Consider the following 26179-nt stretch of genomic DNA (forward strand, 5'->3'; position numbering starts at 1 on the left):
TGGGGCACGGTCACCGTCACTTCACCGCACCGGCGGTCAGACCGGAGCGCCAGAAGCGCTGCAGGCAGACGAAGGCGGCGACCAGCGGGAGTACGGCGACGAGGGAGCCGGTGATCACCAGTGAGTAGTACTCGGGCTGCTGCTGGGTGACGCTGTTCCACATGAACAGGCCCAGGTTGACCGGGTAGAGGTGGTCGTCGTTGAGCATGACGAGCGGCCCGAAGAAGTTGTTCCAGGAGGCCGTGAAGGAGAACAGGAAGATCGTCATGAATCCGGGCGCGAGCATGGGCAGCGCGATACGGGCGAAGGTGCCCAGCTCGCCGGCGCCGTCGACGCGGGCGGCCTCCAGGACCTCGTCGGGGACATAGGCCTCGGAGAAGACGCGGGCGAGGTAGACGCCGAAGGGGTTGACCAGGGCGGGCAGCAGCAGCGCCCCGTAGGTGTTGACGAGGCCGGCCTTGGTGGCGAGCAGGTACATGGGCAGCTGGATGACGGTGCCGGGGACCAGGACGCCGCCGAGGACCAGCGCGAACAGCTTCTCCTTGCCCTTGAAGTCGTACTTGTCGAAGGCGTATCCGGTGGCCACGCAGATGAGGGTGGAGGCGGCGGAGCCGACGACGGAGTACAGGATGCTGTTGCCGAACCAGCGCAGGTAGATGCCGTCGTCGACGGTGAACACGTGCCGCAGGTTGGTGAGGAGGCCGAAGCTGCCGGGGCTGAAGCCGGAGGTGGCGAAGAGATCGCGGTGGTTCTTGGTGGCGGCGATGAGCAGCCAGCTGACGGGCATCAGGGTGTAGCAGGCGGCGAGGACCAGCAGGCCGTTGACGATGCCGCGGGAGAGCAGGACGTTCGCGGGGGTGCGGCGGCGGGCGGGTGCCTGCGTGCGGGTGTCCGTGGACGACTGCGCGGGGGCGGGACGGGTGAGGGTGGTCATGCCGCGGCCTTCCAGCGGTGTGCGAGCCGGGTGACGATGAAGGAGAGGACGACGCCGAGCGCGGCGAGCATCAGGGAGGCGGCCGCGGCCAGGCCGTAGTCGTGCTGCACGAAGCCCGCCTTCCAGATGTACAGGGCCGGCGACCACTCGGTGTCGATCGAGGGCGCTCCGCGCTGGTTGAGCAGCTTGGGTTCGGTGAAGATCTGGATGGCTCCGACACAGGTGAACAGGACCGTCATGACGATCGCGGAGGCGATCATCGGGATCTTGATCCGCAGGGCGGTGCGCAGTCCGCCGGCCCCGTCCACTACGGCCGCTTCGATCACTTCGCGCGGTACGGCCTGCAGGGCGGCGTAGAAGATGACCATGTTGTAGCCGGTCCACTGCCAGGCGGACAGGTTGACCATGGAGAGCAGGACGTGATCGTTCGCGTAGAAGTCCCAGCTGCCGCCGGCCGCACCGATCCAGTCGAGCACGGGGCTCAGGCCGGGGGTGTAGAGGTAGATCCAGATGATCGAGGCGATCAGTCCGGGGATCGCGTGGGGCAGGAAGAGGGCGAGCTGGAAGAAACGCTTCGCGCGGGCGAGGGCGGAGTCCATGAGCAGCGCGAGGGCGAGGGAACCGCCGATCATCACCGGGATGTACAGGGCGCAGTAGAGGGCGATGTGGGCGAAGGAGGCGCGGAATCCGGCGTCGGAGAGGGCGGCGGTGTAGTTGGCCGCTCCGGCGAAGACCCGCCGGGTGCCGCCGAAGCCGAGCCCGGAGGAACGTTCCCGGAACAGGCTCATCCACAGGGCGTAGCCGATGGGCGCGACCATGACGGCGGCGAACAGGACGAAGAACGGGGTGATGAGCAGGGCGGCGGTCCGGCGCTGACTGCGTCTGAGCCGTCCGGCTCCGGTGGGTGCGGCCGGTGCCCGGCGGGCGGCCGGCGGACCGGCGGGCCGGGTCAGGGGCACTGCCACGGCGGCTCCTTCACGGTCGTGGGGTGGCGGGGCGGGGGCAGGGGGAGAGAGCGGCGCCGCTGAGGCGCGGGGTCGGTGCGGGCACGGGGTCGGTGCGGGCACGGATTGGGTGTGGTGTGGTGTGGTGTGGTGCACCGGGCGTGCCGCACCCCAATCCCCTCTCATAGGGGGCGCTCCCCCCCGGAGGCACTGCCTCGGGGGGCACTCCTTCAGGGAGTCGCTCCCCCCAGGGGGCACTCCTCCCGGGGATCACTCGGCGAGCTTGAGGCCGCGGTCCTTGATGCCGGACTCGGCCTGTGCTCACCCGCCTCGATGCCTGCGGTGAAGCCGGACTTGGCGGTGGTGTCCTGGATGGCCTGGTAGACGTCCATCTGGTCGGGTCCCCAGGTCCAGCCGGGGACGATGGTGCCGGCCTGCCGGGAGGCGAGGGCGTACAGGTTCTGGCCGTTGAAGTAGGAGGTGTCGAACCTGGCGGCGGCGACCTTGCGCATGTCCGCGTCGGCGGGCAGGGCACTGCTGGGCGATGCCAGGTCGGCGAGGCGGGCCTCGACGCCGGCCTTGTCCGTGGTGAGCCAGGTGATGAACTCTGCTGCGGCCGCTGTGTGCTCGCTGCCCTTGAGGACGCCGTAGGAGGTGCCGCCGTAGTTGCCGGAGGCCGGGGTGCCCCAGGTGGGCACGGGGGCTGCGGCCCACCTGCCCTTGAGGTCGGGCAGGGCCGTCCTCATGCCGCCGGCCGACCAGGAGGCGCCGAGGAAGGCGAGGGTCCTGCCCTGGGCGCGGGCCTGGGTCTCCTCGGGGCTGTAGCCGGTGAAGGTCTGCACGAGGCCGTCCTTGACCAGGCCGTCCCAGTAGGCGGCGACCTTCTTGGTGGCGGCGTCGTTCACGCCGGTCGTCCAGGCATCGCCCCGGGTGCCGAACCAGGTGCCGCCGGCCTGCCAGGCGAGGGCGGCCAGCAGAGCGGGGTCGTTCTTGGGGAAGGAGGCCAGTCGGACGTTCTTGTCCTGCTTGCCGACCTTCTCGGCGGCGGACCTGAACTGGTCCCAGGTCTTGGGGACGTCGATGCCGTACTTCTGGAACAGGTCGGTGCGGTAGTAGAGGAGCTGCGGTGCCACGTCGTAGGGAACGGTCCAGGTGCGGCCGCCGAAGGTCACCAGGGACTGGACGGGCTTCGGGAACTTCGACTTGACCGTTTCGCCGGCGTACTTGGTCAGATCGATCAGATTGCCCTGGCTGGCGAACTCGGGGACCATCTGGTACTCGATCGTGGCGACGTCGGGGGCGTTGCCCGCCTTCACGGCGTTGGCGAGTTTGCTGTAGCCCTCGGTGCCGCTGGGGATCTCGGTGAATCTGACCTTGATGTTCCGGTGCGTCTGATTGAAGGCGTCGACGGTCGACTTGGCACCGAGGGTCCAGGTCCAGTAGTCGATGGTCACCGGCTTGCCGGCGGACGCGGTGCCGTCCGAACCCCCGCTGCCGCCGCAGGCGGTGGCGAGCAGGCCCAGGGCGGCGACGGCGGCGGTTGCTGCGGTGCGGAACGAGCGCGACGTACGCGTCATGGCGCGGCTCCTACGAGACCTCGTACGGGAGAGGCGGTCGCAGGACATCTTTTGTGCACGCACGATCAACGTCAAGAGCGTTCGAGCGAGATAATCAAAACGATCGCAATGCGATCACTTCGCTCGGGTAATCTCCCGGGAGCGTCAGGAGCCGTCGCCGGCAGGCGGCCGGCCGCCGCAGGACGAGCGGATGTGCAACTCGGGGAGCAGGTCGAGGTGTTGCCGGGGGCCGGGCCGTTGCCCCCGGGTCCGCTCGGCGAGCCTGCGCAGCAGCAGTCCGGCGGCGAGTTCGCCCACCGCGTGCTTGGGCGGGGCGACGGCGGTGAGGGGCACGTCGGCGAGGCCGGCGACCTCGTCGTCGTAGGCGATCAGCGCGAGGTCGTCCGGCACGCGCACCCCGCGCGCCTGGAGCCGGGGTACGAGCACGATGGCGTCCTCGTCGCTGTGCACGAGGGCGGCGGTGACACCGCGTTCCCGTACCGCCTGGACGAGGTAGTCCACCGAGGAGTCGTAGTCGCCGTGTTCGCGCACACCGGGGGCGCCCGCGTCGACCTCGATGCCGCGGGAGCGCACGGCGGCCTGGAAGCCGGAGCCGATCTGGACGGCGTGCGGCCCCTCCTGGAGGACGGCGGTGATCCTGCGGTGGCCGAGTGCGGCGAAGTGACCGACGGCGAGGGCGGCGCCGTGGGCGCGGTCGGTGCGGACCCGGTCGAGGTCGGCGGCGGGGTTGCCGGGCAGGGCGGAGCGCTCGACGAGGACGGTGGGCACCTCGCACTCCATGAGCCACTTCTCCTGCCCGTCCTCGGGGACGCCGCCGAACCAGCTCGGCGCCACCAGCAGACCCTGCGCACCGCCCGCGACCAGGTGCTCGGCCTGCACCGGGTCCTCGGTGTCGACATATCCGGACACGCCGAGGACGAGCCGTCCGCCCTGGGCGCCGACGGCCTCGCGGGCGCCGCGCACGATGTCGGCGAAGATGTAGTTCGTGGTCGGCACGATCATTCCGATCACCGCGCCGTCGGCGGAGTTCCGCCGCCGCTCGGGGGCGTCGGCGGTCTCACCCGGCCAGACCACCGCACCGTGCAGCCGCTGCACCCGGCCCTGGGCCGCCAGGGTCTCCACGTCCCGCCTCAATGTGACTGCGGAGACGCCGAGTTCGGCCGCCAGTTCGGAAACACGGAGGCTGCCCCGCTCCCGGACGAGTTCGAGCACCCGCTCATGGCGCTGGTCGACGTGCAGTCGCATGGGGTTCCCCCTGGAACAGTGATCCCGAGTCGCTTACTCTACGCCCACAATCGTATCGATCGTTTCCAATCAATTCGATCGCTCCGATGTTCGGAACAGAGACCTCAGTGCACTCAGTCCCCTCATTGACCCTCCCTTGCTGCACTGAGTGCCAGGAGTGTGGACCGGGTGCTACGTTCCCGTTCATGAGCTCCAGCAGCGCGGCGCCGGCCGCGAAGCCGCCGATGCGGGACGCCCTGGTCGCCGCGGCCTTCCAGCTCTTCCTGGAACGCGGGTACGAACAGACCACCGTGGACGACATCGTGGCACTGGCCGGGGTCGGCCGGCGCTCCTTCTTCCGCTACTTCCCCTCCAAGGAGGACGTGGTCTTTCCCGACCACGAGCGCTGCCTCGCGGACATGAGCGCCTTCCTCGGCGAGAGCGGCGAGGAGGACGAACCGGTGCGGCGGGTGTGCGACGCGGCCCGGCTGGTGCTGCGGATGTACGCGGAGAACCCGGCCTTCTCCGTTCAGCGCTACCGCCTCACCAAGAAGGTACCGGGACTGCGCGCCTACGAACTGTCGGTGGTGTGGCGCTACGAGCGGGGGCTCGCCGCGTATCTGCGCGGGCGGTTCGCCGGGCAGCCCGACGGGACGCTGCGGGCCGACGTGATCGCGGCCGCGGTCGTCGCCGCGCACAACAACGCCCTGCGCTCCTGGCTGCGCTCGGACGGCGAGGGCGATGCCGGCGTGGCGGTGGACCACGCCCTGGGACATGTGCAGACCGCGTTCGGGCGGTCGGCGCACCCCCGCGCTCCTGCCCCCCTGCCCGGACCCGCCTTCGCCGCGTCCGGCGGCGAGCCGGCCGGGCATCCGGACGACGTGGTCGTCCTCGTCACCCGTCGGGACGCCCCGCTGTGGCGGGTGGTGCAGGAGTTCGAGTCCGCGCTCGGCCGCGCCTGACCGTGCGGCCGCACCGCCGTTTCCTCACCGGACCTCCGCAGATTCGGGGTACGGAGTGCCTTTACGAGTGACACTCAGTGCCATAGCCTGTCGGCGTGCACGGTGGCACGGCCACCGCGCACTCGTGTGCGCGGTGCGCCGGGCACGCGGGATTGCGGCCGAGCGCAGGGAGTTGACAGCGTGTACCACCACTCAGCAGGCACCTCGCATCCGGCGGGCGGCTCCGCGGCGGGTGTTCTCGACCCCGCCCCCGCGGACTCCAGGGACGCCATCCTCTTCCAGCGCTGCACCTGGTGCGGCACCGCGACGTACCACCGGCTGCTCTGTCCGGTGTGCCAGGGCAGCGAGCTGCGCACGGAGCGCAGCGAGGGCACCGGAACGGTCCGCCACTCCACCGTGGTGCACCGCAACACGCCCGCGGCGCGCAATGTGTCGCTGATCGAGATGTCCGAGGGGTTCGTCGTCCGGGGCCGGGTCATGGGGCCGCCCGTCGGCATCCACAGCGGCGACCGGGTCCGGCTGTCCACGGCGCAGGACCCGGTACGCGGCGAGCCGGTCTTCCAGCTGGTGGACGAGCCGTACCGAGCCTGGACCTGAGGGGCGCCCGGCCGTCGGCCGCACGGCGCGCGATGGTGCCTCCACGCCGGACGGCATCCGCTGCGAGCCCTCCCGGATCACAAGGCTTCCGCGGCCCCGGCCGGGCACGGGTGGGGTGATTTCCGCGGATGATCCGAAGTGGATCCAGCCGTTCTCCGGGTTGACCGAGGTGCAGTTCGCCAGGCTGGTGGCTGTGGTGCGGCGCCGTGGGGGTGACGTCCAGCGCGGCCGGCCGTGGCGGCTGCCGCCGGCGGACCTGGTGTTGCCGGGGACGATGCAGGGGCGCACGAATGTGGCGTTGCGTCAGGTGGCGCCGCTGTCCGGTCGGAGGCAGTCGCCCCTACGGCAGGAGTGTGTTCGGTAATGTGCCGCGGTGTACTTCACTACGGCGCCCAACGCGCGGGAATCAGCGCGTACTCGTCCGGGCATAGCGTGGCTCGGAAGCGACAACTGGGACGACTACGGGTTCAAGACGGTCTTCCATGTGCGCTGCTACAACGGCAGCCGCGATGTCAACGTCGGTGCAGTGAAGATCGGTTCCTTCGGCATGGAGGCCGGCCGGACGTCCCTGCCCAAGCGCTTCGAAGCCCTTGAGCCGGGGTTTTTCTCCCTGGGGATCGATGAGAACTACTACGCCACGCTCCGTGACGAGTTCGATGACGAAACGCGCCTGGCCATCTTCTCCGGTCTGCGCGATGCCGCCTACGACGCCGAGCTCTTCGAACAAGCACGCAATGAACCCGTCATGCGGGAATCGCTGCTGCGCGGCACCGATGCCGATACGGTCTGTGCGCAGTACCGCAGGATCGCCCACGGCGGGCCCACCCTCTCCCGCTTCCAGGTCCGCTACCGGCAGGAGGCGCTGTCCGAGAGCGCCCCGGCACTCACCATCGAACTGACGGTGGACCCCGGCAAGAACCCTCCCAGCAACATCCATGCGGTCATCGGAAGCAATGGCGTAGGCAAGACCCGCCTGCTGCACAACATCGCCCAGACCACGCTCGCCTCACGCGGCAGGTGGCGCCGTGGCTCGCTGGACGACAGGCTCGACCACCGCCGGCATCCCTTCACCAACGTCGTGTACGTATCGTTCAGTGCCTTCGACTCGCAGGGCCCGCACCAGGTCGGCAGAGCTGCCAACCGGGTCGGTGACCGCGTCGACTACCAGTACGTCGGCCTGAAAACGGCCGACGGTGCGGGAGTGAAGAGCTACGTGGCTCTGGGCTCCGAGTTCGCCGAGTGCGTACAGCGGTGCGTGGAGGATCACCCCGCGAAGGCTCGCCGCTGGAGCGACGTCCTGGCCAAGCTCGAAGAGACGGATCCCCTCTTCCATGACCTGGAGATCACGCGGCTCGCGCACGCCCAGGACCGGCCGGACCCCGAGCAGGTCTTCGACGGACTCAGCTCGGGACACAAGATTGTCCTGCTGACGCTGGCCCGGCTGGTGCAGCACACCACCGAACGCACCCTCGTCCTGATCGACGAACCGGAGGCCCATCTCCACCCCCCGTTGCTGTCGACGTTCGTGCGAACCCTGTCCGAGCTGCTGAGGGACCGCAACGGCATCGCGGTCATCGCCACGCACTCGCCCGTGGTGCTCCAGGAGACGCCCCGTGAGGCGGTCTGGGCCCTGCGCAGGGCCGGCGATGATCTGCGCGTCGATCACCCCGAGGTCGAGACGTTCGGCGAGAACGTCGGAGTGATCACCCGGGAGATCTTCGGACTGGAGGTGCGCCGCACCGGGTTCAACCGGCTGATCCAGTCGCTCGCCGATGACGGCATGTCGTTCGAGGGCATTCTCGACGAATTCGACGACCAACTGGGTGCCGAAGGGCGAGCGCTGGCCCGCTCCGCGACCCGCCGTCGCGAAGGCGGCCGCTGATGCGCCGGCTCGACCCTCCCCGGATCGGAACGCGGGAAGCGTTCCGCATGTGCATCAGCGCGAAGATCAGCCCGCCGATGCGGACTCTGCTCAGCCGTTATGAGGGACGAGTGGTGATCGCCGCCGATATGTATGAGCAGGCGTGCCGCACTTCCACACTTCACCACATGCATCCTGCCGCGTTCGCTCCCTGTCCGTTCAAGAAGCAGGACAAGGATGCCCTGATCGCCATGTACGAACGGCGGATGGGGCCGCATCATCCTGGCCGTCCCGTGTACGAAGAGGCCCGGAACCGCAAGACCAAGTGCCCCATGTGCGGTGTCGGTGCAGTGCGCCAGGTCGATCACCACATGCCCAAGTCGGTCTACCCCTACCTTGCCGCCGTACCGATCAACCTGCTGCCCATCTGCTCGGACTGCAACTTCGCGAAGAAGGACCGTGCACCGACCTGCTACGAGGAACAGACGCTCCACCCCTATTTCGATGACGTCGACGACGATCGATGGCTGCGGGCACGGCTCATGACCCGCTCGGCCGATGGCCAGGCCTATCAGGCAAAGTCCCTGGACAGCCCGGCGAGTTGGGTGATCGAGTTCTACGTGGATCCGCCCCCGTCATGGAATGCGAAGCTCGCGGAGCGCGTCAGACACCACTTCGATACCTTCCAGCTTGGCCCGTTGTACGAGGACCAGGCCGCCGACGATCTGCCGGGCATCGAGCTGTCGATCGAGGAGGCCTTCCAGGCCGGCGGAGCACCAGACGTCCGTGCTCACCTGGAGGGACTCGCACGCTCACGTGCGCGCCGGCACAGGAATTCCTGGATGGTGGCCCTGTATGAAGCGCTCGCTGCCCACGACTGGTTCTGCAGCGGGGGCTTTCGCCAGGTAGCGGCCGGCTAGAGGTTCCGGGCCGGCGGCTCCGCGATGTGATCGAACACCTGTCTTTCACAGGCAACCCACAGAGTTTCCTCACCGTCCTCCGGGGGCGAGGGGTGCCCGGGACGGCCGTGGCACCCGAGCTCGGGGTTCAAGGAGGAACCGTGGTCCGTGCCCGGCGCACATGGGTCGCCGCTGCCGCGCTGCTCGCGGTGGCGGGAGCGTCCCCAGGGGCGGCAGTCGCGCAGAGCCAACCGCCTTCACACATACGGGCGTTGACGGCCGACAGTAGTGAGGGAACGTTGCCGCCGGGGTGGGGGCTGGCCGGAGGGTCGTCGGCGCCACAGCTGGTGTGGCGGTCGCAGCGGCCGGTGCCCATGGGGGACGCGCGCGTCGAATTCCGTTCGGGCGGGCGGCTCCTGGGAGTTCCGCAGCCCGGTAGCGACGGCCGCACGTTCCGGCTGCGACTCGACGGGCAGCGGTCCGACGAGCTGCGGGGGCTGGAAGTCTGGTCCGGGGGACGACGGTTGGACCGCCCCCAGGCCGCCCCGGGCACTCCGGCCACCCCGGTCGCTCCGGCCACCCCGGCGATCAGGCCGCCGGCACCCCTCCCGGCCAATGGCGTGGACCCGGGCAAGCCGGGTTCGTACCGTACGCGGACCGGTGAGTACAGCCTCAAGTCGGTCCGGCTGCCGGGCTTCGCGGCCCCGGTGGAGATGCGCGCGGTGGTCGTCGCTCCCACCGGCACGCGTGGCCCGCGCCCGCTCGCGCTGTTCCTGCACGGCCGGCACTACACGTGCTACAAGGGGCACGACATCAGCGGTGACTGGCCCTGCCGGGCCGGGACCAGGCCGGTGCCGAGCCACCGCGGTTATCTGCGCGACCAGAAGCTGCTGGCCTCACAGGGCTATATGACCGTCTCGATCTCCGCGAACGGCATCAACGGCCAGGACGGGGACGTCGAGGACGGCGGTGCGCAGGCGCGTTCGTCACTGGTGCGGCTGCATCTGGCCCAGTGGGCCGAGTGGGCCGCGCACCCCGGGACGGCACCGGCCGTCGTACGCGATGCGCCCCGCGCCGATCTGTCCCGCGTGCTGCTGATCGGGCACTCGCGCGGCGGCGAGGGCGTCAGCCGGGCCGCGCTGGACAGCCTCTACCCGCCGCCCGCCGGCCAGGACGGCTACCACGGACCGGTGCGCTGGACCATCCGCGGACTGGTCCTCATCGGCCCCACCGTCTTCGGCCAGAACCCGGTGCCCGACGTCCCGTCGGCGACCGTCCTGCCGGGCTGCGACGGTGACGTCTCCGACCTCCAGGGCGAGGTCTACGTCGACGGCACCCGCGCCGTCAGCCGCGGCACCGCCCTGCACAGCGCGGTCTACGTCATCGGCGCCAACCACAACTTCTTCAACTCCGAGTGGACACCCGGACAGGCCGCCGCGCCCGCCGAGGACGACTTCGGGGACGACCCGGACCACCCAGACACGGTGTGCGCCAAGCACGCCGCCACCCGGCTGACGGCCGACCAGCAGCACCGCGCCGGTTCGACCTACATCGCGGCCGCCGCGCGGCTGTTCCTCGCCGGCGACGACAAGGTACGGCCGCTGCTGGACGGTTCCGGCAGGCGGGCGCCTTCGGCGGACCCGGCGCGGGTCCTCACCCATGCGGTGGGCGCGCGCCGCGACGCCGGGTTCCTGCCGGACGGCGGGGTGTCCGTGAGCGGCGCCAAGCTGTGCGCGGCGGTGGACCCCTCCCCCGCCAAGGCCTGCCTGGGCCACGACGCCAAGGGCAGCTCGCCGCACTTCGCGCTGTGGCAGACGGACCGGGAGGCCGGCCGACAGGCCGTCGCCCTGCGCTGGACCCACGCCGGCACCCCGGTCCGAGTGAGCGCCAAGGGCACCGTCCCGCTCGCCGGTGACAAGGCGCTGGCGCTGCGGCTGTTCGTGCCGCCGAACTCCCGTGGCACGCGCCTGGACGTCTCGGTCACCGACGCCTCCGGCCGCCGGGCGGCCCTCGGCACGGTCCAGGTGGACGGGCTGCCCGGCAGCGAGCGCACCGCCTCCTACTGGGCGCGCGAGATCCGGGTGCCGCTGACGGCGGCCACCCGCGCCCGGCTCGATCTGCGCAAGGTCAAGTCCCTGGAGCTGACCCCGCGTTCCGGATCCGGACGGGCCTGGCTGATGGACGCGTGGGGCTGGCGCCCCGGTCTGCCGGCGGTGCGGGCGGCCGCCCTGCCGCGGGTTGACGTCGGCCGGGCGACCGTGGACGAGGGCGACTCCGGTACGCGCACCTACCGGGTACCGGTGCAGGTGTCGGGGCGGGGCAGCGGGCAGGTCCGGGTGTACGTCCTCGATCCGGCCACCGGCCGGGCCAAGGACCGGCTGGTCACCGTGCAGCCGGGCGGCCACGGCATCGACGTGCCCATCGAGGTGAAGGGCAACACACGGTACGGCAACGACGTGTCGTACGACATCGTCGTCAAGGCGGTCCGGGGTGCGGTCGTCGGCTCGTACCGGGGCGGGATCACCGTGCACGACGACGACCCGGCGCCCACGATGACCGTCACTCCGCTCGCCGGCCGGGTGAGCGAGGGCCAGGCCCTGAAGTGGCGGGTGTCGCTGTCCGAGGCCGTCGACGTGGACATGGCCGCGGTGTTGGTCGCGGTGCCGCCCACCGGGCCGGAGCTGTCGACCAAGGACGTGTCCGCGCGCTGGCTGCGGGACACCGCCGGTGCCTCGCCGGACCCGGAGCGGCCCCTGTCCAAGGTGGACGGCGGTCTCTACCTGTGGCAGGACATCCCGGCGGGCAGGAGCAGCATCGACATCGCCGTTCCGACGGCCAAGGACCGGCTCCGGGAGCCGGCCGAGTCGGTGCGGTTCCAGCAGACCGACCCGCAGACCGGCGAACAGCGGCCCGGCGGGCTGGTGTTGAACGGCACGGTGCTCGACGCGTCGTAGCCGCACCGAGGCCCTGAGGGGGCGTCCTCCTCAGGGCTTCGGGGCTTCAGGGCTTCGGGGCTTCGGGGCTTCGGGGCTTCAGGGCTTCAGGGCTTCAGGGCTTCAGGGCTTCAGGGCTTCAGGGCTTCAGGGCTTCAGGGCTTCAGGGCTTCAGGGGCAACCGGACCACGGGCTCACGGACCGTCGGAGCAAGGCCTTACAGACCACCGGGCCACGCCTCGGAGACGGCCGGATCAGGGATTCAGGGTCACCCGGATCCCGACCGTGCCGTCCAGCCCGCGTCGCAGCCGGCTGCCGAGCAGGGTGAGGCGGCCGGCGATGCCGTACTTGCGGGCGATGAGGGTGCGGTAGCGGGCGGTGGAGGCCGCGTCGGCGATCTCGGCGGTGGCCGGGAGCTGGCCGCCCGTGGGCCGGCCGCGCAGGTCGCAGGGCCCGACGAGGACGTCGGCGCGGCGGCGGATCCGCTTGACCTTCCAGCTGTCGGCGGTCGTCCACACGCCCAGGGCGTCCCCGTCGCGGACCACCCACACCGGGGTCGCGACGGGGGTGCCGTCCTTGCGGTAGCTGGTGACCAGCAGGTACTTGCCGGAGCCGAGCCGGTCCGGCCGGGTGTCGTCCATTCCGGCAGTCTAGGAGGCCGCGTCCCGTTCGCGGGCGCCGGAGGCATACCGCGAGCCTGAGCCAGGGGCAGCAGGAGCAACGGAGGCGTACCGCGGGCTGCGCCCGGATCGGCGACGGGCAGCGGAGGAAGCCGCCCGCCTGTGCCCCGGGCAGCACGAGCTCCGGAGGCAACCGCGGTCTGTTCTCAGGTCAGCGCGGCCGTCATGCGCCGTACCGCCTCGCTGAGGATCTCCGGTGTGGTCGCGAGGTTGAGGCGTGCGTGCCCGGCGCCACCGGTGCCGAAGGGCAGGCCGGAGCTGAGGGCGACCCGGCCGCGCTCCAGGAACACCTCGGCGGGGTCGTCGCCGAGGCCGAGGTCCCGGCAGTCGAGCCAGGCCAGATAGGTGGCCTCGGCGGGGCAGGGGCGGAGCGCGGGCAGGTGCTCGGCGAGCAGCGCGGTGAGCAGGCGCCGGTTGGCGTCCAGACCGGCCAGCAGGGCGTCCAGCCAGGCGGTGCCCTCGTTCAGTGCGGCGGTGTGGGCGATGACGCCGAGGTGGCTTGGGCCGTGGCTCACCTCCTCGGGCAGCCGGGCGAGGTCGGCGGCGGCCGCGGGTCCGGCGAGGGCGAGCGCGGCCTTCAGACCGGCCAGGTTCCAGCCCTTGGACGCGGACATCAGTGACAGACCGCGCTCGGCGCCCGGCACGCTCAGGTAGGGCACGAAGGTGACACCCGGGGCGACGAGCGGGGCGTGGATCTCGTCCGCGACGACCCGGACGCCGTGGCGTTCGGCCAGCTCGGCGACGGCGGCCAGTTCGGGGGCGGTGTGCACGGTGCCGGTGGGGTTGTGCGGGCTGCACAGCAGATAGGCGGCACGGCCGCCGCCGGCCGTCGCCGCGCGGAAGGTTTCCGCGAGCGGTTCGAGGTCGAGGCGCAGGCCGGCGCCCAGCGGGGCCTCGACGACGCGTCGGTCCATGTGGGTGATGAACTGGTAGAACGGCGGGTACACCGGCGAGTTGACGATCACCGGGTCGCCGGGGCCGGTGACCAGTTTGACCATTTCGACCACGCCGAGCATCACGTCCGGAACGATCGCGGTGCGCTCCACGGCGATCCCGTCCCAGTTCCACCGTTTGGCGGCGAAGGCCGCCAGGGCCTCGGCGTAGGCGGTGCCCGCGGGGTAGCCGGTGTCGCCGAGGGCGAGCGCGTCGGTGACGGCCCGGACGACGGGCTCGGCGAGCGGTACGTCCATCTCCGCGACCCACAGTGGCAGCACGTCCTCGGGGTAGGTGCGCCATTTCATGCTGGTGCGACATCGCAGCGTCTTCAGGTCGAGGGCGCGCAGCGGGTCGGGTTCGCCGGGTGTGTCCTGCGGGATGCTGGTCATGGGGCTCAAGATAGGGGGCCGCGAGGTGAGCGGAAACGGGGCGAGCCGGTCGGGCGGGGTGCGGCAGGCGGGGGCGGGTGCGGCACCGGTCGGTACCGGGCGGTGCCGCTCGGCGCTGGACGGTGCCGACCGGCGCCTGGCGGTGCCTGGCGGTTTCGGAGCTGCTGCTGGACGAGGGCGGTCCGGTGCACTGGCACGCTCATGCGCGGGTGACGGAGAAGGCGTTCTTCGACGCGCGCAGCCGGTCGCGGCTCGGTCCGAGCGTGGAGCGCCCCGGCCGAGCGGCGGGGCAACTCCGGCGTCTACATTGCGTGTTGAACGGTGCACCTCTCATCAGGCATCCAGGAGCTGAACCCACGTGACCGACAACCCGGCAGCCACCAATGACGTGGCCGTGTCGCTGCGCGCCCGCATCAACACCGGCCAGCCGCACACGGCCCGGATCTGGAACTACTGGCTCGGCGGCAAGGACAACTACGAGGTCGACCGCGCGGCCGGTGACCAGATCCGCGAGCTGCACCCCGGGATCGGGGAGTACGCGCGTGCCGACCGGCTGTTCCTGGGCCGGGCGGTGCGCCATCTGGTGAGCGAGGTCGGCATCCGGCAGTTCCTGGACATCGGCACCGGGCTGCCCACCGCGGACAACACGCACGAGGTGGCGCAGTCCGTCGCGCCGGACGCCCGGATCGTGTACGTCGACAACGACCCGCTCGTCCTCGCGCACGCGCGCGCCCTGCTCACCAGCACGCCCGAGGGCCGGACCGACTACCTGGACGAGGACCTGCGCAACGTCGACGCCATCCTCGAACACGCGGCGAAGACGCTGGACTTCAGCCGGCCGGTGGCGCTGATGCTGCTCGGCGTGGTCATCTTCATCGGCGACGAGGAGGACCCGTACAGCCTGGTGCGCAGGCTGACGGACCGGCTGCCGTCAGGCAGTCATCTGGTGCTGTCGCACACCATCACCAGCCCGTCGATGCCGGACGTGGACGAGGCCGTGGCGTTCTGGAACGAGCACGGCACTCCGAAGCTGACCCAGCGCACCCCCGAGGACGTGACCCGGTTCTTCGACGGCCTGGAGCTGCTGGAGCCGGGCGTGGTGTCCTGCTCGCGGTGGCGCCCGGGCGACGCCGACGGGGTCGACCCGGAGGAGGTCGCCATGTTCGGCGGGGTGGCGCGCAAGAAGTGAGCGGGCCCGGCAGCCGGGACATGCGGGAGCCGAGCAGGCCCGGAGGCCGGGACACCTGAGAATCGAACAGGGGCCCGGCAGCCGGGGCGAGCATGAGCCGGGCAGCCGGGGCGAGGACGAGCCGGGCAGCAGCCGCGGGAGCCGAGCCGGCCCGGAAGGCGGCGCGCGCGTGAGCCGAGAAGATCGCCGTCGTCGGTGAACGCGGCAGGCCCGGGCGACGTACTCAGACGTGGGCGCTCGCGACCGGAGGGCCCCGCGGTGCCGGCAAGGGCATCGCGCGTTCGGGTTCGGGAGCCACGCATGAGGCACGCACGACGACGCGTCGTGAGGCGAGTGACACGGCTGGCGGCGGTCGGCGGACTCCTCCTGGGAGGTGCGATGGTCGCTCAGGCGGCCATGGCGAGCGAGACTCCCCCGGCGTCCGCCAGGCCGCTCAGCACGGCCGGGACGGCCGGTGATTCCGGCGCGGCCCTGGTGGCGAAGCTCGGCACGGCACGGACGGCGGGCAGTTGGATCGGCGGCGACGGGCGGCCGGTCGTGGCGGTGACCGACTCCGGGGCGGCGCAGACCGTCCGGCGGGCGGGTGCCGAGGCGAAGGTCGTGTCGCACAGCATGAACGAACTCAAGTCGGCCACCGCCACGCTGCGTTCGGCACCCCGCGTGGCGGGCACCGCCTGGGCGGTGGACTACCGGACCAACCGGGTCGTGGTGCAGGCCGACTCCACGGTGACGGCCGCCGACTGGTCCCGGATGACCCGAGTCGCCACCGGGATCGGCACTTTCGTGCACATGAACCGCACGAAGGGCACGTTCACCACACGGCTGAACGGGGCGCAGCCGATCCTGTCGACGGGTGGCCGCTGCTCGGCCGGCTACAACGTCACCAACGGGCAGCGCGACTTCATCCTCACCGCCGGCCACTGCGGGCCCGCCGGCTCCATCTGGTTCGCCGACAACCAGGGCAACCAGCAGCTGGGCAACACGGTCAGCAGCACCTTCCCCGGCAACGACTTCTCGCTCGTCCAGTACAACTCGGGCAAGGCCGGTGACGGCGCCGACGTGGTGGCGATCGGCGGCGGCAAGGGCGTGCGGATCACCGGGGCGGCCGATCCGGCGGTGGGACAGCGGGTGTTCCGCAGCGGCAGCACCAGCGGGCTGCACGACGGCCAGGTCACCGCGCTGAACGCCACCGTGAACTACCCCGAGGGCACGGTCACCGGACTGATCCAGACCACCGTGTGCGCCGAACCGGGCGACAGCGGCGGCCCGCTGTTCTCCGAGAGCGTCGCGCTGGGCGTCACCTCCGGCGGCAGCGGCGACTGCACCACGGGCGGGACGACGTTCTTCCAGCCCGTGACCAAGGCGCTGGCGGCGCTGAACGTCCGGCTCATCGTGTCGGCCCAGAACGCGGGCGGAACCCGGGGCGCGGCGCCCTCCCCCGCGCCGTCCGGCGCGGCCGCACAGGGGGCGGCCGCGCCGAGCGCGGCCACGCCCGGCTCTTCTGCGCCCGTGACGGGCACCACACAGGGACAGACCCTGCTGGCGCGGCTCACGGACACCCGGACCGTCGGCCCCGGGCTGCTGGTCGTCGCGGGCAGCCTGATCGCGCTCGTCGCGACCCGGTACATCCGCTCCGAGCAGGACCGCAGGGCATACCAGCGGTACTACTCGACGACGTGGGGCTGACGCGACGACAGGGGCCCCGGGGCCGAGGCAGGGGCCTCAGGGGCCTCAGGGGCCTCAGGGGCCACGGTAGGGGCCTCAGCGCCGCGGCAGGGCCTCGGGTCCGGCGCACGCGCGCCGCGCGGGCCTGCCACGCGGCGCCGGCGTGAGCCCTCAGGCGTGGGCCCTCAGGTGTGCGGAGGCGGTACGGAGAGCGGCACGAGAAGGGCACCCGTGCGGTCACGGGTGCCCCGGACGGTACGCGGTACGGCGGGTGACCGTCGACCCTTTCAGGCCGCCCGGTGCGACTGTGGGGCCGCGGTGGCCCACTCCATCACGAGGCGCTGGTACTCCGCGCGCTGCTCGGTGGTCAGTGTCCCGCCCGACCGGAGCCACAGGGCCCTGATCTCCTCGTTGACCTCCGCGGCCGATCGCTCGGAGGCGGCTTCAACAGTGGTGGACATGCTGTGAAGCATATGCCGATCGAGGTGAAGGCGTTGTGAGTAAGCACGTCCGATTCGGACATTTCGGACCGTGTTACTCATCACGTCAATGTGTCAAGTGGCAGCGGGAGTTCATGTCCGTGCCGTTCCCAGCACGAGGACCTGAATGGCCAACACCGCAGCGCCGCGGGCCCAGTCGTGGAAGTCGCAGACCCTGGTCTCCATTTCCACGGGCGCGGCCAGCGGGTGCCGGTGGGCGCGGACGGTCTGCCGCACCGTGTCCCCCGCCACCTCCATGAGGCCGACGCCTTCTCCGGCGAGCAGGATCTTCTGCGGCATCGCGAAGTTGGCGATCTGCGCGACCAGGGTGCCGAGGGCGCGGGCGGCCTCGTCGATCACACGGAAGGCCATGGGCTCGCCCGCGGCGGCGCCGGCGAGGATCTCCTCGTAGGTCGCGTCCCGGCCGCAGGCGGCGCGGATCTGGTAGCGGATGCTGGGGATGGTGAGCAGGGACACGGCGCTGCCGCGCTCTCCGTCCGGGGTGAGGGGGCCGTGCGGGTCGATGATCCAGTGCCGGCCGAAGCCCCGGTTCTCCTCGGCACAGGGCACCCGTGTGCCGCCGAGGACCAGCCCGTAGCCGATGCCGGCGCCGATGGTCAGGACGACGAAACGGTCCAGCCCGCGTCCGGCGCCGAACCAGGTCTCCGCCTCGGTCAGGGCGGCCACGTCGTTCTCCACGACCACCGGGAGCCCGGTGCGCTCCTGGACCAGTGCGGCGAGCGGAACGTCCGTCCACTGCAGGAAGGGCGACTCGACGACCACCGCGCGGTCACGCACCAGTCCGCCCACACCGATGCCGATGCCCGCGACGGCGGGACTGCGGTCGGCCAGTTCGGCGGTCATCCGCGCGAGCAGGTCGGCGACGCCCGCTGGTTCGCGCGTGGGAAGCGGCCGGTCCAGACGGGCGACGACGTCGCTGCGCAGGGTGGTGACGACGCCGTACGCCGTATCGGCGGTGATCTTGAAGCCGAGGAAGGAGCGGGAGCCCGCGACGATGTCGAGCGGCTGCGACGGCCGGCCCTGGCGCACCTGTTCCGGGGTCTGGGCCTCGGGCACCTCCACGAGCAGACCGGACTCGGTCAGCGGCTTGGTGAGCCGGGTGAGGCTGCCCTGCGAGAGGTCCAGCCGGCGGGCCAGCTCGGTGCGGGACAACGGGCCGTGCACGAGGACTTCGATCGCCACCGAGCGCTCGCCCGGGCTCAGCGGCAGCCAGCTGCTCATGAGTGCCGATCCCTTCGTTTCTTTCGAGAGAGAAGTAACCAGATCACTCTACGGGGAGCAGGGCCGACTTCCGAGTGCGCCGGGCGGGGTCGGGATGCCCTCTTGACGGTCGGATTCTTCTGAAGCAAAAGTAAACCGCATGACTTTTTCCCTCGGCATCATCGGCGCCGGACAGTTCTCCGGTCAGTTCGCCGCGCTGTTCCAGGCCCACCCCGGTGTCGGTGACGTCTACGTCACCGATCTGCTGCCCGAGCGGGCCGAGCGGCTCGCCGCCGCCCAGGGGCTCGCGGGCACCTTCCCGTCCTACGAGGCGGTGCTGGAGTCGAAGGCGGTCGACGCGGTGGCGGTTTTTACCCAGCGCTGGACGCACGGCCCGCTGGTCCTGCAGGGCCTGGACGCGGGCAAGCACGTGTACTCGGCGGTGCCGATGGCGATCACGACGGACGAGACGGCCGCGATCATCGAGGCGGTCCGGGCCACCGGACTGACGTACATGATGGGCGAGACCAGCCAGTACAACCCGGCGACCGTACACGCCCGCAACCGGATCGCCGAGGGCGCCTTCGGCCGGCTGTTCTACGCCGAGGGCGACTACGTCCACGACATGGATCTGGGCTTCTACGACGCGTACCGGTACAGCGGCGGCGAGGACTGGAAGGCGACCGCCAGCTATCCCCCGCTGCTGTATCCGACGCACTCGGTGGGCGGGGTGCTGGGGGCCTGGCGGACGCATGCGGTGAGCGTGTCGGCGATCGGGGTGCACGACGACCGGGACGACGGCGTCTTCGACCGTTCGGTCAGCCGGTTCGACAACGACGTGTCCAACGCGACGGCGCTGTTCGAGGTGGCGGGCGGCGGTTCGTTCCGCACGAACGAGTTCCGGCGGGTCGGCTACCCGTCACACATCCGCGAGTCCCGTTTCCGCTTCTTCGGCACGCAGGCCAGCATGGAGCAGCTGGCGACGGTGGCGCTGTGGCAGGACAAGAACGGCGTGCAGGACATCAGCGAGCTGCTGGAGCCCAAGGCGACCCTCTCCCCCGACGATCCGGCGCTCGGGCACATCGCGCCGGAGCTGCGGGCCGCCTTCACCTCCGGTTCGGCGCCGGTGCACGACCGCTCCCGGCTGCCGCGGGAGTTCGACGAACTGCACAACGGGCACGAGGGCAGCCACCACTTCCTGGTGGACGACTTCGTGACCGCGGTCAACACGCGCACCCTGCCGTCGGTGAACGCATGGGTGGCGGCCCGCTACACCCTGCCGGGCATCGTCGCGCACGACTCGGCCCGGCAGGGCGGGGTGCGGCTGGAGATCCCCGACTTCGGGGACGCACCCGGGGCGTGAGGGCTCAGGTGCCCGGCTTGCGGCCGTAGACGAAGACGTCGTCGCCGTTCCTCAGCAGCGACCAGTACTTCTTGGCGTCCGTGCTGGTCATGTTGACGCAGCCGTGGGAGCCCGGCGGGTTCCACATGCTGAGGCCGACCGAGTGGAAGGCCTGGCCGCCGTCGAAGAACTGGCTGTAGGGCATCGGCACGTTGTAGATGTCCGAGACGTGGTCGATGTCCCGCCAGTAGATCTTCTTCAGACCGGTGCGGGTCTCGAAGCCGTCACGGCCGGTACGCACCGGCACGGGCCCGTAGACGAGCTTCTTGCCGTCCTGGATCCAGCTCAGCTGGAGCGAGAGGTTCACACAGGCGATACGGCCCTTGTTCACCGGGCACTTGCCGTCCTTGTCGGGATTCTTCCCGACGGCCTTCTGCTTGTTCATGAGGTCCATCACGCCCCAGGTGACAGGGCCGGCGTAGCCGATGTCGGGCGTGATGCCGTGCTTGTCCTGGAAGGCCTTGACGGCCCGGCAGTCGGCGGAGGACTGCTTGCCGTCGACCGGGCGGCCGAGGAACTTCTCGACCTGCTTCTGGTACGGCCCCGCCTGGGTGGTGCAGCTCGCGGCCTGGGCAGGCGCCGCGGTCAGTGCGAGTGTGAGCGGCGCCACCATGCCGGTGATGCCGAGCGCGACCACAGTTCGTCTACGTATGTCCCCCATGTCGGGTTTTCCTCTTCTCCCCATGCTTTCCCGGGCCTTGCCCAGGTGGTCCTCTTCGCGATTCCCGCGGTGTCCGCCTGCTAGACGTACCCGCCGGGCCGATGGTTGCCTTTCCGGTCAGGCCGTGACGAAACGGTTAACTTCGTCACCGCACAGCCGGTCGGCGGGCACCCTGCGCCCGTGGGCCACCAGCAGCAGGTCCTGGGCGGAGCCGAGCGGCGGAGCGCCGGCGCCGAAGGACCCTGCGAGGGCGTGGGCGCACAGCCGTACCCCGTTGAGGCCGGTACGGAAAAGGCGCAAAGCACACGGCGAGGACCACGACCACGGCGAGCACACGGCGACTGCGGCGAGGACGGCGACCACGATGAGCACGGCGACCACGGCGACGACGACGGCACCGACACCGACACCGACACCGATGAGCACGGCCAGCACGACGTGGACGGCCGGCGTGCCGGCGACGCCTGGGGCGGCAGGTCCAGTTCCGCTCGAGTGGACCGGGCGGGGGGCTCTGCCGCGGTCCTACGCTGCGGCCCATGCACCGCACACTCGCCGAGGATCTCTCCCGGCTTCCCGAACTGCTCCAGTCGGCCCGCGACGTCGCCGCCCATGAGGTGGCGGGGCTGGACGGCCGCCCGGTCGCCGCGCCCGGAGGGGCGCCGGAACGCGCGCCCCTTCCGGAGGAGGGAACGGGCGGGCCGGGCGCCCTCGCTCGCTTCGCCGAGCGGTGGGCGCCGGGCTTCTCCGGTTCGGCCGGACCCCGCTACCTGGGCTTCGTCACCGGTGGCGCGACCCCGGCGGCGGTCGCCGGGGACTGGCTGACGGCCGCGTTCGACCAGAACGTCTCGGGGGCGGGCGGCTCGTGGGCGGCGGAGCTGGAACGCGAGACCGTGGCCTGGCTGCGCGAACTGTTCGGGCTGGGCGAGGCGCACAGCGGGGCGTTCGTGACCGGGGCGACCGCGTCCAACACGGTCGGTCTCGCGATCGGCCGCGAGTGGCTCGGGGAGCGGCTCGGTGTGGACGTCTCCCGGGCGGGGGCGGCGGCGCTCGGCCCGGTCGACGTGCTCTCCGGCAGCCCGCACTCCAGCGTGGCCAAGGCCCTGTCGGTGCTGGGCATCGGCCGGGACCGGCTCAGGCAGGTGCCGCTGGTGCCGGGCAACCGGGAGGCCGTGGACGTGGCGGCGCTGGATTCGGCACTGGCGCAACTCGGCGGGCGGCCCGCGATCGTCGTCGCGAACGCGGGCACGGTGAACACCGTCGACTTCGACGATCTGCGGGCGATCGCCGCGCTGAAGGAGCGCCACGACTTCTGGCTGCACGTGGACGCCGCGTTCGGCGGTTTCGCCGCCCTCTCCCCCGCGTACGCGGCACTGGTCGACGGCCTGGACACGGCCGACTCGGTCTGCGTGGACCTGCACAAGTGGCTCAACGTGCCCTACGACGCGGCTGTCCAGTTCACCCGCCGCCGTGACCTCCAGGTGGCGGTGTTCCACAACGCCTCCCCGTATCTGGGCCTGCCGACCGGGGAGCCCGACTTCCTGCACCTGACCCCGGAGAACTCCCGGCGGCTGCGCGCCCTGCCGGCCTGGTTCTCCCTGGTGGCGTACGGCCGGGCCGGGCACCGCGAGATCGTGGAGCGGAACGTGGCCCTCGCCCGCCGCCTCGGCGAGGGCATCGACGCCCTGGCGGGCCTGCGCCTGCTGGCCCCGGTACGGCTCAACGTCGTCTGCTTCACACTCACCGGGGATCCCTCACCGCAGCGGGTGGAGGCGCTGGCGCGGGCGGTCGCCGCCTCCGGTGAGGCGTATCTGACGCCGACGGTGTACGGCGGGGTGCCCGCGCTGCGGGCCGCGTTCAGCAACTGGCGGACGACCGGGGCCGACACCGAGCGGGTCCTCCAGGTGCTGGCGGCGGCCTCGGGCGGCTGACGGCTCAGGGGTGCCGAAGGGCCGTGCGGAACGCGGTGTGCACGGCGGTGAGTCCGCCGTCGACCGCCAAGGTGGTGCCGGTGATCCAGGCGGCGTCCCGGGAGGCGAGGAAGGCGACGGCGGCAGCGATGTCGCCGGGTTCGCCGACCCGGCCGAGCGGGTAGAGGGCACGGACGGCGTCGAGTTCGTCGTCGCGTCCTTCCCAGGCGGAGGTGCGCACCGTGCCCGGCACCACGAGGTTCACCCGGACACCGCGGGCGGCCGCGTGCCCGGCAAGGGTCCGGGTGAGCGAGCCGAGGCCCGCCTTGGCGGCGCTGTAGGCGTGGTTGCCGAAGTCCTGGACACCGTTGACGGAGCCGATGCTCACGATGGCTCCGCGTCCCGAGGCGGCCAGGTGGGGCAGGGCGGCGCGGCAGCAGCGGTAGGCGCCGGTGAGGGTGATGTCGAGGTCGCGGGCCCACGCCTCGTCGGGTTCGTCCTCGAAGAGCGGCACATCGGGGGTGCAGTGGGCGGCGCAGTTGACCAGCACGTCGAGCGAGCCGAAGGCGGCGACGGCACGGGCGACGGCCGCCTCGACCGAGGCCCGGTCCCCGACGTCGCACGCGAACGCCTCGGCGGTGCCGCCCTGTCGGCGCAGGGCGGTCGCCGTCCGCTCGGCCTCGGCCGCGTCCTGGTCGGTCACCAGGACCCGCCCGCCCTCCTCGGTGAGCCGCCGGGCGACGGCGGCGCCGATGCCGCGGGCCGCGCCCGTGACGAGAACTCCATGTCCTGCGAAGCGCTTGAGATCGGTCATGGGGTGACCGTAGGGCCGCGGGTGATCGTCAGGACAGGGGTCGTACGTCCGTGCCGGTGTTCCGGTCGTGCCCGGTCACCGGTAGCCGGTCACGTCCGCGGGCTTGCCGGCGTCCTGGACCTCGGCCAGGTAGCGCCAGGCGTCGGGCCGGCTGCCGTCGAGGTCGGTGAAGCCGTACTCCTGGGCGAGGCCGCCGCTGGAGAGGGACCGGCCGTTGAAGCGGGACACGTCGGGGTCGGCGGCGAGTGCGGCGACGGCGCGGCCGGCGAAGTGCGGGGTCTCGGAGATCGCGAAGTGCGGTTCGCGGCGCAGGGCTTCGCGCCAGTTGTCCTCGCGTACGCCGTAGGCGTCGAGCATGATCTCCGAGCGCAGCCAGCCGGGGGTGAGCGCGACGGCGGTGGCGCCGCGCGGGCCGAGTTCGTGCCCCAGGGCGAAGGCCATGCGCAGGACGGACGCCTTGGCGAGGTCGTAGAAGAAGTTCACCCGGTAGGTGCCGCGGTTGTAGTCCGCGGTGCCGTCGGTGACCTCCACCACCAGGCCGCCGGGCCTGCGCAGCAGGAGCGGCAGTGCGAAGTGGCTGGTGACGGCGTGCGTCTCGACGGCGAGACGGAGCAGCCGGAGCCCGTTGTCGAGGTCGTGCTCCCATACCGGCGTGTCCCACGCGAAGAGCTTCTCGCCGCCCCAGATGTCGTTCACGAGGACGTCCAGGCGGCCCTGTTCGTCCTCGATGCGGTCCACCAGGGCCCGTACCGCGGAGGTGTCCAGATGGTCGACGGGTACGGCGATGCCGTGTCCGCCGGCCCGGGTGACGAGGTCGGCGGTGTCCTCGATGGTCTCGGGGCGGTCGTACTCGGAGCGGCGGGCGCGGGTGGTGCGTCCGGTGACGTAGACGGTGGCGCCGGCCGCGCCGAGTTCGACGGCGATACCGCGTCCGGCGCCCCGGGTCGCCCCGGCGACCAGCGCTGCCCTGCCCTGCAACGGCCCTGCCATGTCCGGCCTCCCGTGGGGATACGACTCCGTCGTCATCCACTCTCATGGGAAAGCCGGACATCTCCTGTCGGTATTTCTCGATCTCCTATCGGTATTTCTCGGCATTTCTCAGCGGGCCGGCCCGACGGCTCTTCCCGGCGACGAGCCTGCCGGCCCTGCTCAGGGCCCGCGGTCAGTGCCCGCGTTTGATCCACTCCTCCAGGTGGGGTGCCTCGGCGCCGATGGTGGTGCTGTCTCCGTGGCCGGTGAGGACCTTGGTCTCCGGTGGGAGGGTGAGCAGCCGGCCGCGGATGGAGTCGATGATCGTCGGGAAGTGGGAGTAGGAGCGTCCGGTGGCTCCGGGGCCGCCCCGGAAGAGGGTGTCGCCGGTGAAGACGGTACCGAGTCCGGGTTCGTAGAGGCAGACGGCGCCGGGTGCGTGGCCGGGGGTGTGCAGCACGGTCAGGTCGGCTCCGGCGGTCTCCAGGACCTGGCCGTCGGTGAGATGGCGGTCGGGCTCGCGGTGCGGGTGGGTCTGCTTCCACAGCGGCAGGTCGTCGGGGTGCAGCCAGATGGTGGCGCCGGTCAGGTCCGCGAGGGCGGGTGCGGCGTCGATGTGGTCGTTGTGGGCGTGGGTGCACACGATGGCGGTCAGGCGGCGGTCGGCGACCGCGTCGGCGATCGCCTCGGCGTCGTGGGCGGCGTCGATGACGATCACTTCGCGTTCGTCGCCGACGATCCATACGTTGTTCTCGACGTCCCAGGTGCCGCCGTCGAGGGTGAACTGTCCGCTGGTGACGAGGCGTTCGATGCGGGTGGTCATCACAGCACCACCACCGAACGCAGGACGTCGCCCTGGTGCATCCGGTCGAACGCCTTCTCCACCTCGTCCAGTTCGATGGTCTCGGTGACGAACGCGTCCAGCGGCAGGCGGCCCTGGAGGTGCAGGTCGATCAGCAGGGGGAAGTCGCGGGAGGGCAGGCAGTCGCCGTACCAGCTGGACTTGAGGGCGCCACCGCGGCCGAAGACGTCCAGCAGCGGCAGTTCGAGTTTCATCTCGGGGGTGGGGACGCCGACGAGGACCACGGTGCCGGCCAGGTCGCGGGCGTAGAAGGCCTGCTGGTAGGTCTCGGGGCGGCCGACCGCCTCGATGACGACGTCGGCGCCGAAGCCTCCGGTCAGCTCGCGGATCGCCGTGACGGGGTCGGTCTTCGTGGAGTTGACGGTGTGGGTGGCGCCGAGAGTGCGGGCCATGTCCAGCTTGCGGTCGTCGATGTCCACGGCGATGATCTTCGCCGCGCCGGCCAGGTTCGATCCGGCGATGGCCGCGTCGCCGACGCCGCCGCAGCCGATGACGGCGACCGAGTCGCCGCGGCCGACGTTTCCGGTGTTGATCGCGGCGCCGATGCCGGCCATCACGCCGCAGCCGAGCAGTCCGGCCACGGCCGGGGAGACGGCCGGGTCGACCTTGGTGCACTGTCCGGCGGCGACGAGTGTCTTCTCGGCGAAGGCTCCGATGCCGAGGGCCGGGGAGAGTTCCCGGCCGGTGGCGGCGAGGGTCATCTTCTGCCGCGCGTTGTGGGTGTTGAAGCAGTACCAGGGCCGGCCGCGCAGACAGGCCCGGCAATTCCCGCACACGGCACGCCAGTTGAGGACGACGAAGTCACCGGGTGCCACGTCGGTGACGCCCTCGCCGACCGACTCCACGACGCCGGCGGCCTCATGGCCGAGCAGGAAGGGGAACTCGTCCGAGATTCCGCCCTGTTTGTAGTGCAGATCGGTGTGGCAGACGCCGCAGGCCTGGATGCGTACGACCGCTTCGCCGGGCCCCGGGTCCGGGACCACGATCGTCTCGACCCGTACGGGTTCGTCCTTCCCCGGTGCGATCACGCCGCGGACTTCCTGCGCCATGGCCTGGCCTCTTTTCCTCGATGTG

At 71.4% G+C, this 26179-nt stretch carries 23 protein-coding genes and 1 pseudogene; 10 read left to right on the forward strand and 14 right to left on the reverse strand.

The features are described from left to right. Positions 1-16 precede the first annotated feature (16 nt). The 4 genes from ACZ7P3_RS15365 to ACZ7P3_RS15380 all read right to left on the reverse strand — a co-directional run bounded on the left by ACZ7P3_RS15365 (position 17) and on the right by ACZ7P3_RS15380 (position 4700). On the reverse strand, positions 17-934 hold the full coding sequence (locus ACZ7P3_RS15365) for a carbohydrate ABC transporter permease (RefSeq protein WP_472081665.1): 918 nt from the start codon (positions 932-934) through the stop codon (positions 17-19). Continuing rightward, positions 931-1752, reverse strand: coding sequence for a carbohydrate ABC transporter permease (locus ACZ7P3_RS15370; RefSeq protein ID WP_472081987.1), 822 nt, complete (start codon positions 1750-1752; stop codon positions 931-933). The genes ACZ7P3_RS15365 and ACZ7P3_RS15370 overlap by 4 nt, the downstream gene beginning before the upstream one ends. Positions 1753-2108: 356 nt before the next feature. Further along, positions 2109-3455: an ABC transporter substrate-binding protein gene (locus ACZ7P3_RS15375; RefSeq protein WP_472081667.1), complete on the reverse strand. Its 1347-nt coding sequence runs from the start codon at positions 3453-3455 to the stop codon at positions 2109-2111. A 144-nt stretch (positions 3456-3599) separates the two neighbouring features. Continuing rightward, positions 3600-4700, reverse strand: coding sequence for a substrate-binding domain-containing protein (locus ACZ7P3_RS15380; RefSeq protein WP_472081669.1), 1101 nt, complete (start codon positions 4698-4700; stop codon positions 3600-3602). 185 nt (positions 4701-4885) lie between these two features. On the opposite strand from ACZ7P3_RS15380, the gene ACZ7P3_RS15385 reads away from it, so the two are divergent. The 6 genes and pseudogenes from ACZ7P3_RS15385 (at position 4886) to ACZ7P3_RS15410 (ending at position 11952) form a co-directional block, all read left to right on the forward strand. Continuing rightward, positions 4886-5641: a TetR family transcriptional regulator gene (locus ACZ7P3_RS15385; protein WP_472081671.1), complete on the forward strand. Its 756-nt coding sequence runs from the start codon at positions 4886-4888 to the stop codon at positions 5639-5641. 180 nt (positions 5642-5821) lie between these two features. Next, a complete protein-coding gene (locus ACZ7P3_RS15390; protein WP_472081672.1) occupies positions 5822-6238 on the forward strand; it encodes a Zn-ribbon domain-containing OB-fold protein in 417 nt (138 codons plus the stop codon). 76 nt (positions 6239-6314) lie between these two features. Next, positions 6315-6575, forward strand: a pseudogene (locus tag ACZ7P3_RS15395) (hypothetical protein); the annotation flags it as partial. Positions 6576-6611: 36 nt separating this feature from the next. Then, positions 6612-8120 carry an AAA family ATPase gene (locus ACZ7P3_RS15400; protein WP_472081674.1) on the forward strand — a complete coding sequence of 503 codons (1509 nt, stop codon included), beginning with the start codon at positions 6612-6614 and terminating at the stop codon, positions 8118-8120. Then, complete coding sequence (locus ACZ7P3_RS15405; protein WP_472081676.1) at positions 8120-9019, forward strand: hypothetical protein; 900 nt, start codon at positions 8120-8122, stop codon at positions 9017-9019. The genes ACZ7P3_RS15400 and ACZ7P3_RS15405 overlap by 1 nt, the downstream gene beginning before the upstream one ends. 140 nt (positions 9020-9159) lie before the next feature. Beyond that, on the forward strand, positions 9160-11952 hold the full coding sequence (locus ACZ7P3_RS15410) for an alpha/beta hydrolase (protein WP_472081678.1): 2793 nt from the start codon (positions 9160-9162) through the stop codon (positions 11950-11952). Positions 11953-12185: 233 nt separating this feature from the next. On the opposite strand, the gene ACZ7P3_RS15415 is transcribed toward ACZ7P3_RS15410, so the two are convergent. Further along, positions 12186-12572, reverse strand: coding sequence for a PPOX class F420-dependent oxidoreductase (locus ACZ7P3_RS15415; RefSeq protein WP_472081680.1), 387 nt, complete (start codon positions 12570-12572; stop codon positions 12186-12188). Positions 12573-12757: 185 nt separating this feature from the next. Further along, positions 12758-13936 (reverse strand): MalY/PatB family protein, encoded by a 1179-nt coding sequence (locus ACZ7P3_RS15420; RefSeq protein WP_472081682.1) that lies wholly within the window; start codon positions 13934-13936, stop codon positions 12758-12760. A gap of 358 nt (positions 13937-14294) precedes the next feature. Between ACZ7P3_RS15420 and ACZ7P3_RS15425 the strand changes: the two genes are divergently transcribed. Continuing rightward, positions 14295-15125 carry an SAM-dependent methyltransferase gene (locus ACZ7P3_RS15425; protein WP_472081684.1) on the forward strand — a complete coding sequence of 277 codons (831 nt, stop codon included), beginning with the start codon at positions 14295-14297 and terminating at the stop codon, positions 15123-15125. Positions 15126-15425: 300 nt separating this feature from the next. Then, entirely contained in the window at positions 15426-16811 is a 1386-nt protein-coding gene (locus ACZ7P3_RS15430; protein WP_472081686.1) for a S1 family peptidase, read from the forward strand. Between the two features lie 266 nt (positions 16812-17077). On the opposite strand, the gene ACZ7P3_RS15435 is transcribed toward ACZ7P3_RS15430, so the two are convergent. After that, a complete protein-coding gene (locus ACZ7P3_RS15435) occupies positions 17078-17263 on the reverse strand; it encodes a hypothetical protein (RefSeq protein WP_472081688.1) in 186 nt (61 codons plus the stop codon). Between the two features lie 99 nt (positions 17264-17362). After that, positions 17363-18511: an ROK family transcriptional regulator gene (locus tag ACZ7P3_RS15440; RefSeq protein ID WP_472081690.1), complete on the reverse strand. Its 1149-nt coding sequence runs from the start codon at positions 18509-18511 to the stop codon at positions 17363-17365. A 139-nt stretch (positions 18512-18650) separates the two neighbouring features. Between ACZ7P3_RS15440 and ACZ7P3_RS15445 the strand changes: the two genes are divergently transcribed. After that, positions 18651-19853 (forward strand): Gfo/Idh/MocA family protein, encoded by a 1203-nt coding sequence (locus ACZ7P3_RS15445; RefSeq protein ID WP_472081692.1) that lies wholly within the window; start codon positions 18651-18653, stop codon positions 19851-19853. A 4-nt stretch (positions 19854-19857) separates the two neighbouring features. Here the strand turns inward: ACZ7P3_RS15445 and ACZ7P3_RS15450 are convergent, their stop codons facing one another. Both ACZ7P3_RS15450 and ACZ7P3_RS15455 read right to left on the reverse strand, forming a co-directional pair. Next, positions 19858-20553 carry a L,D-transpeptidase family protein gene (locus ACZ7P3_RS15450; protein ID WP_472081694.1) on the reverse strand — a complete coding sequence of 232 codons (696 nt, stop codon included), beginning with the start codon at positions 20551-20553 and terminating at the stop codon, positions 19858-19860. 117 nt (positions 20554-20670) lie between these two features. Then, positions 20671-20988: a hypothetical protein gene (locus ACZ7P3_RS15455; protein ID WP_472081696.1), complete on the reverse strand. Its 318-nt coding sequence runs from the start codon at positions 20986-20988 to the stop codon at positions 20671-20673. Between the two features lie 101 nt (positions 20989-21089). Between ACZ7P3_RS15455 and ACZ7P3_RS15460 the strand changes: the two genes are divergently transcribed. Further along, positions 21090-22481, forward strand: a complete 1392-nt coding sequence (locus tag ACZ7P3_RS15460) for a pyridoxal phosphate-dependent decarboxylase family protein (protein WP_472081698.1) — start codon at positions 21090-21092, stop codon at positions 22479-22481. Positions 22482-22485: 4 nt separating this feature from the next. Here ACZ7P3_RS15460 and ACZ7P3_RS15465 read toward each other — a convergent pair whose 3' ends face one another. The 4 genes from ACZ7P3_RS15465 to ACZ7P3_RS15480 all read right to left on the reverse strand — a co-directional run bounded on the left by ACZ7P3_RS15465 (position 22486) and on the right by ACZ7P3_RS15480 (position 26154). Continuing rightward, positions 22486-23274 (reverse strand): SDR family NAD(P)-dependent oxidoreductase, encoded by a 789-nt coding sequence (locus ACZ7P3_RS15465; protein WP_472081700.1) that lies wholly within the window; start codon positions 23272-23274, stop codon positions 22486-22488. A gap of 75 nt (positions 23275-23349) precedes the next feature. Further along, positions 23350-24264, reverse strand: coding sequence for an SDR family oxidoreductase (locus ACZ7P3_RS15470; protein WP_472081702.1), 915 nt, complete (start codon positions 24262-24264; stop codon positions 23350-23352). Between the two features lie 172 nt (positions 24265-24436). Continuing rightward, positions 24437-25066, reverse strand: coding sequence for an MBL fold metallo-hydrolase (locus ACZ7P3_RS15475; protein ID WP_472081704.1), 630 nt, complete (start codon positions 25064-25066; stop codon positions 24437-24439). Continuing rightward, positions 25066-26154: an S-(hydroxymethyl)mycothiol dehydrogenase gene (locus tag ACZ7P3_RS15480; protein WP_472081706.1), complete on the reverse strand. Its 1089-nt coding sequence runs from the start codon at positions 26152-26154 to the stop codon at positions 25066-25068. The genes ACZ7P3_RS15475 and ACZ7P3_RS15480 overlap by 1 nt, the downstream gene beginning before the upstream one ends. Positions 26155-26179: the final 25 nt, after the last annotated feature.

The organism is Streptomyces sp. NPDC107581, assembly GCF_055657175.1.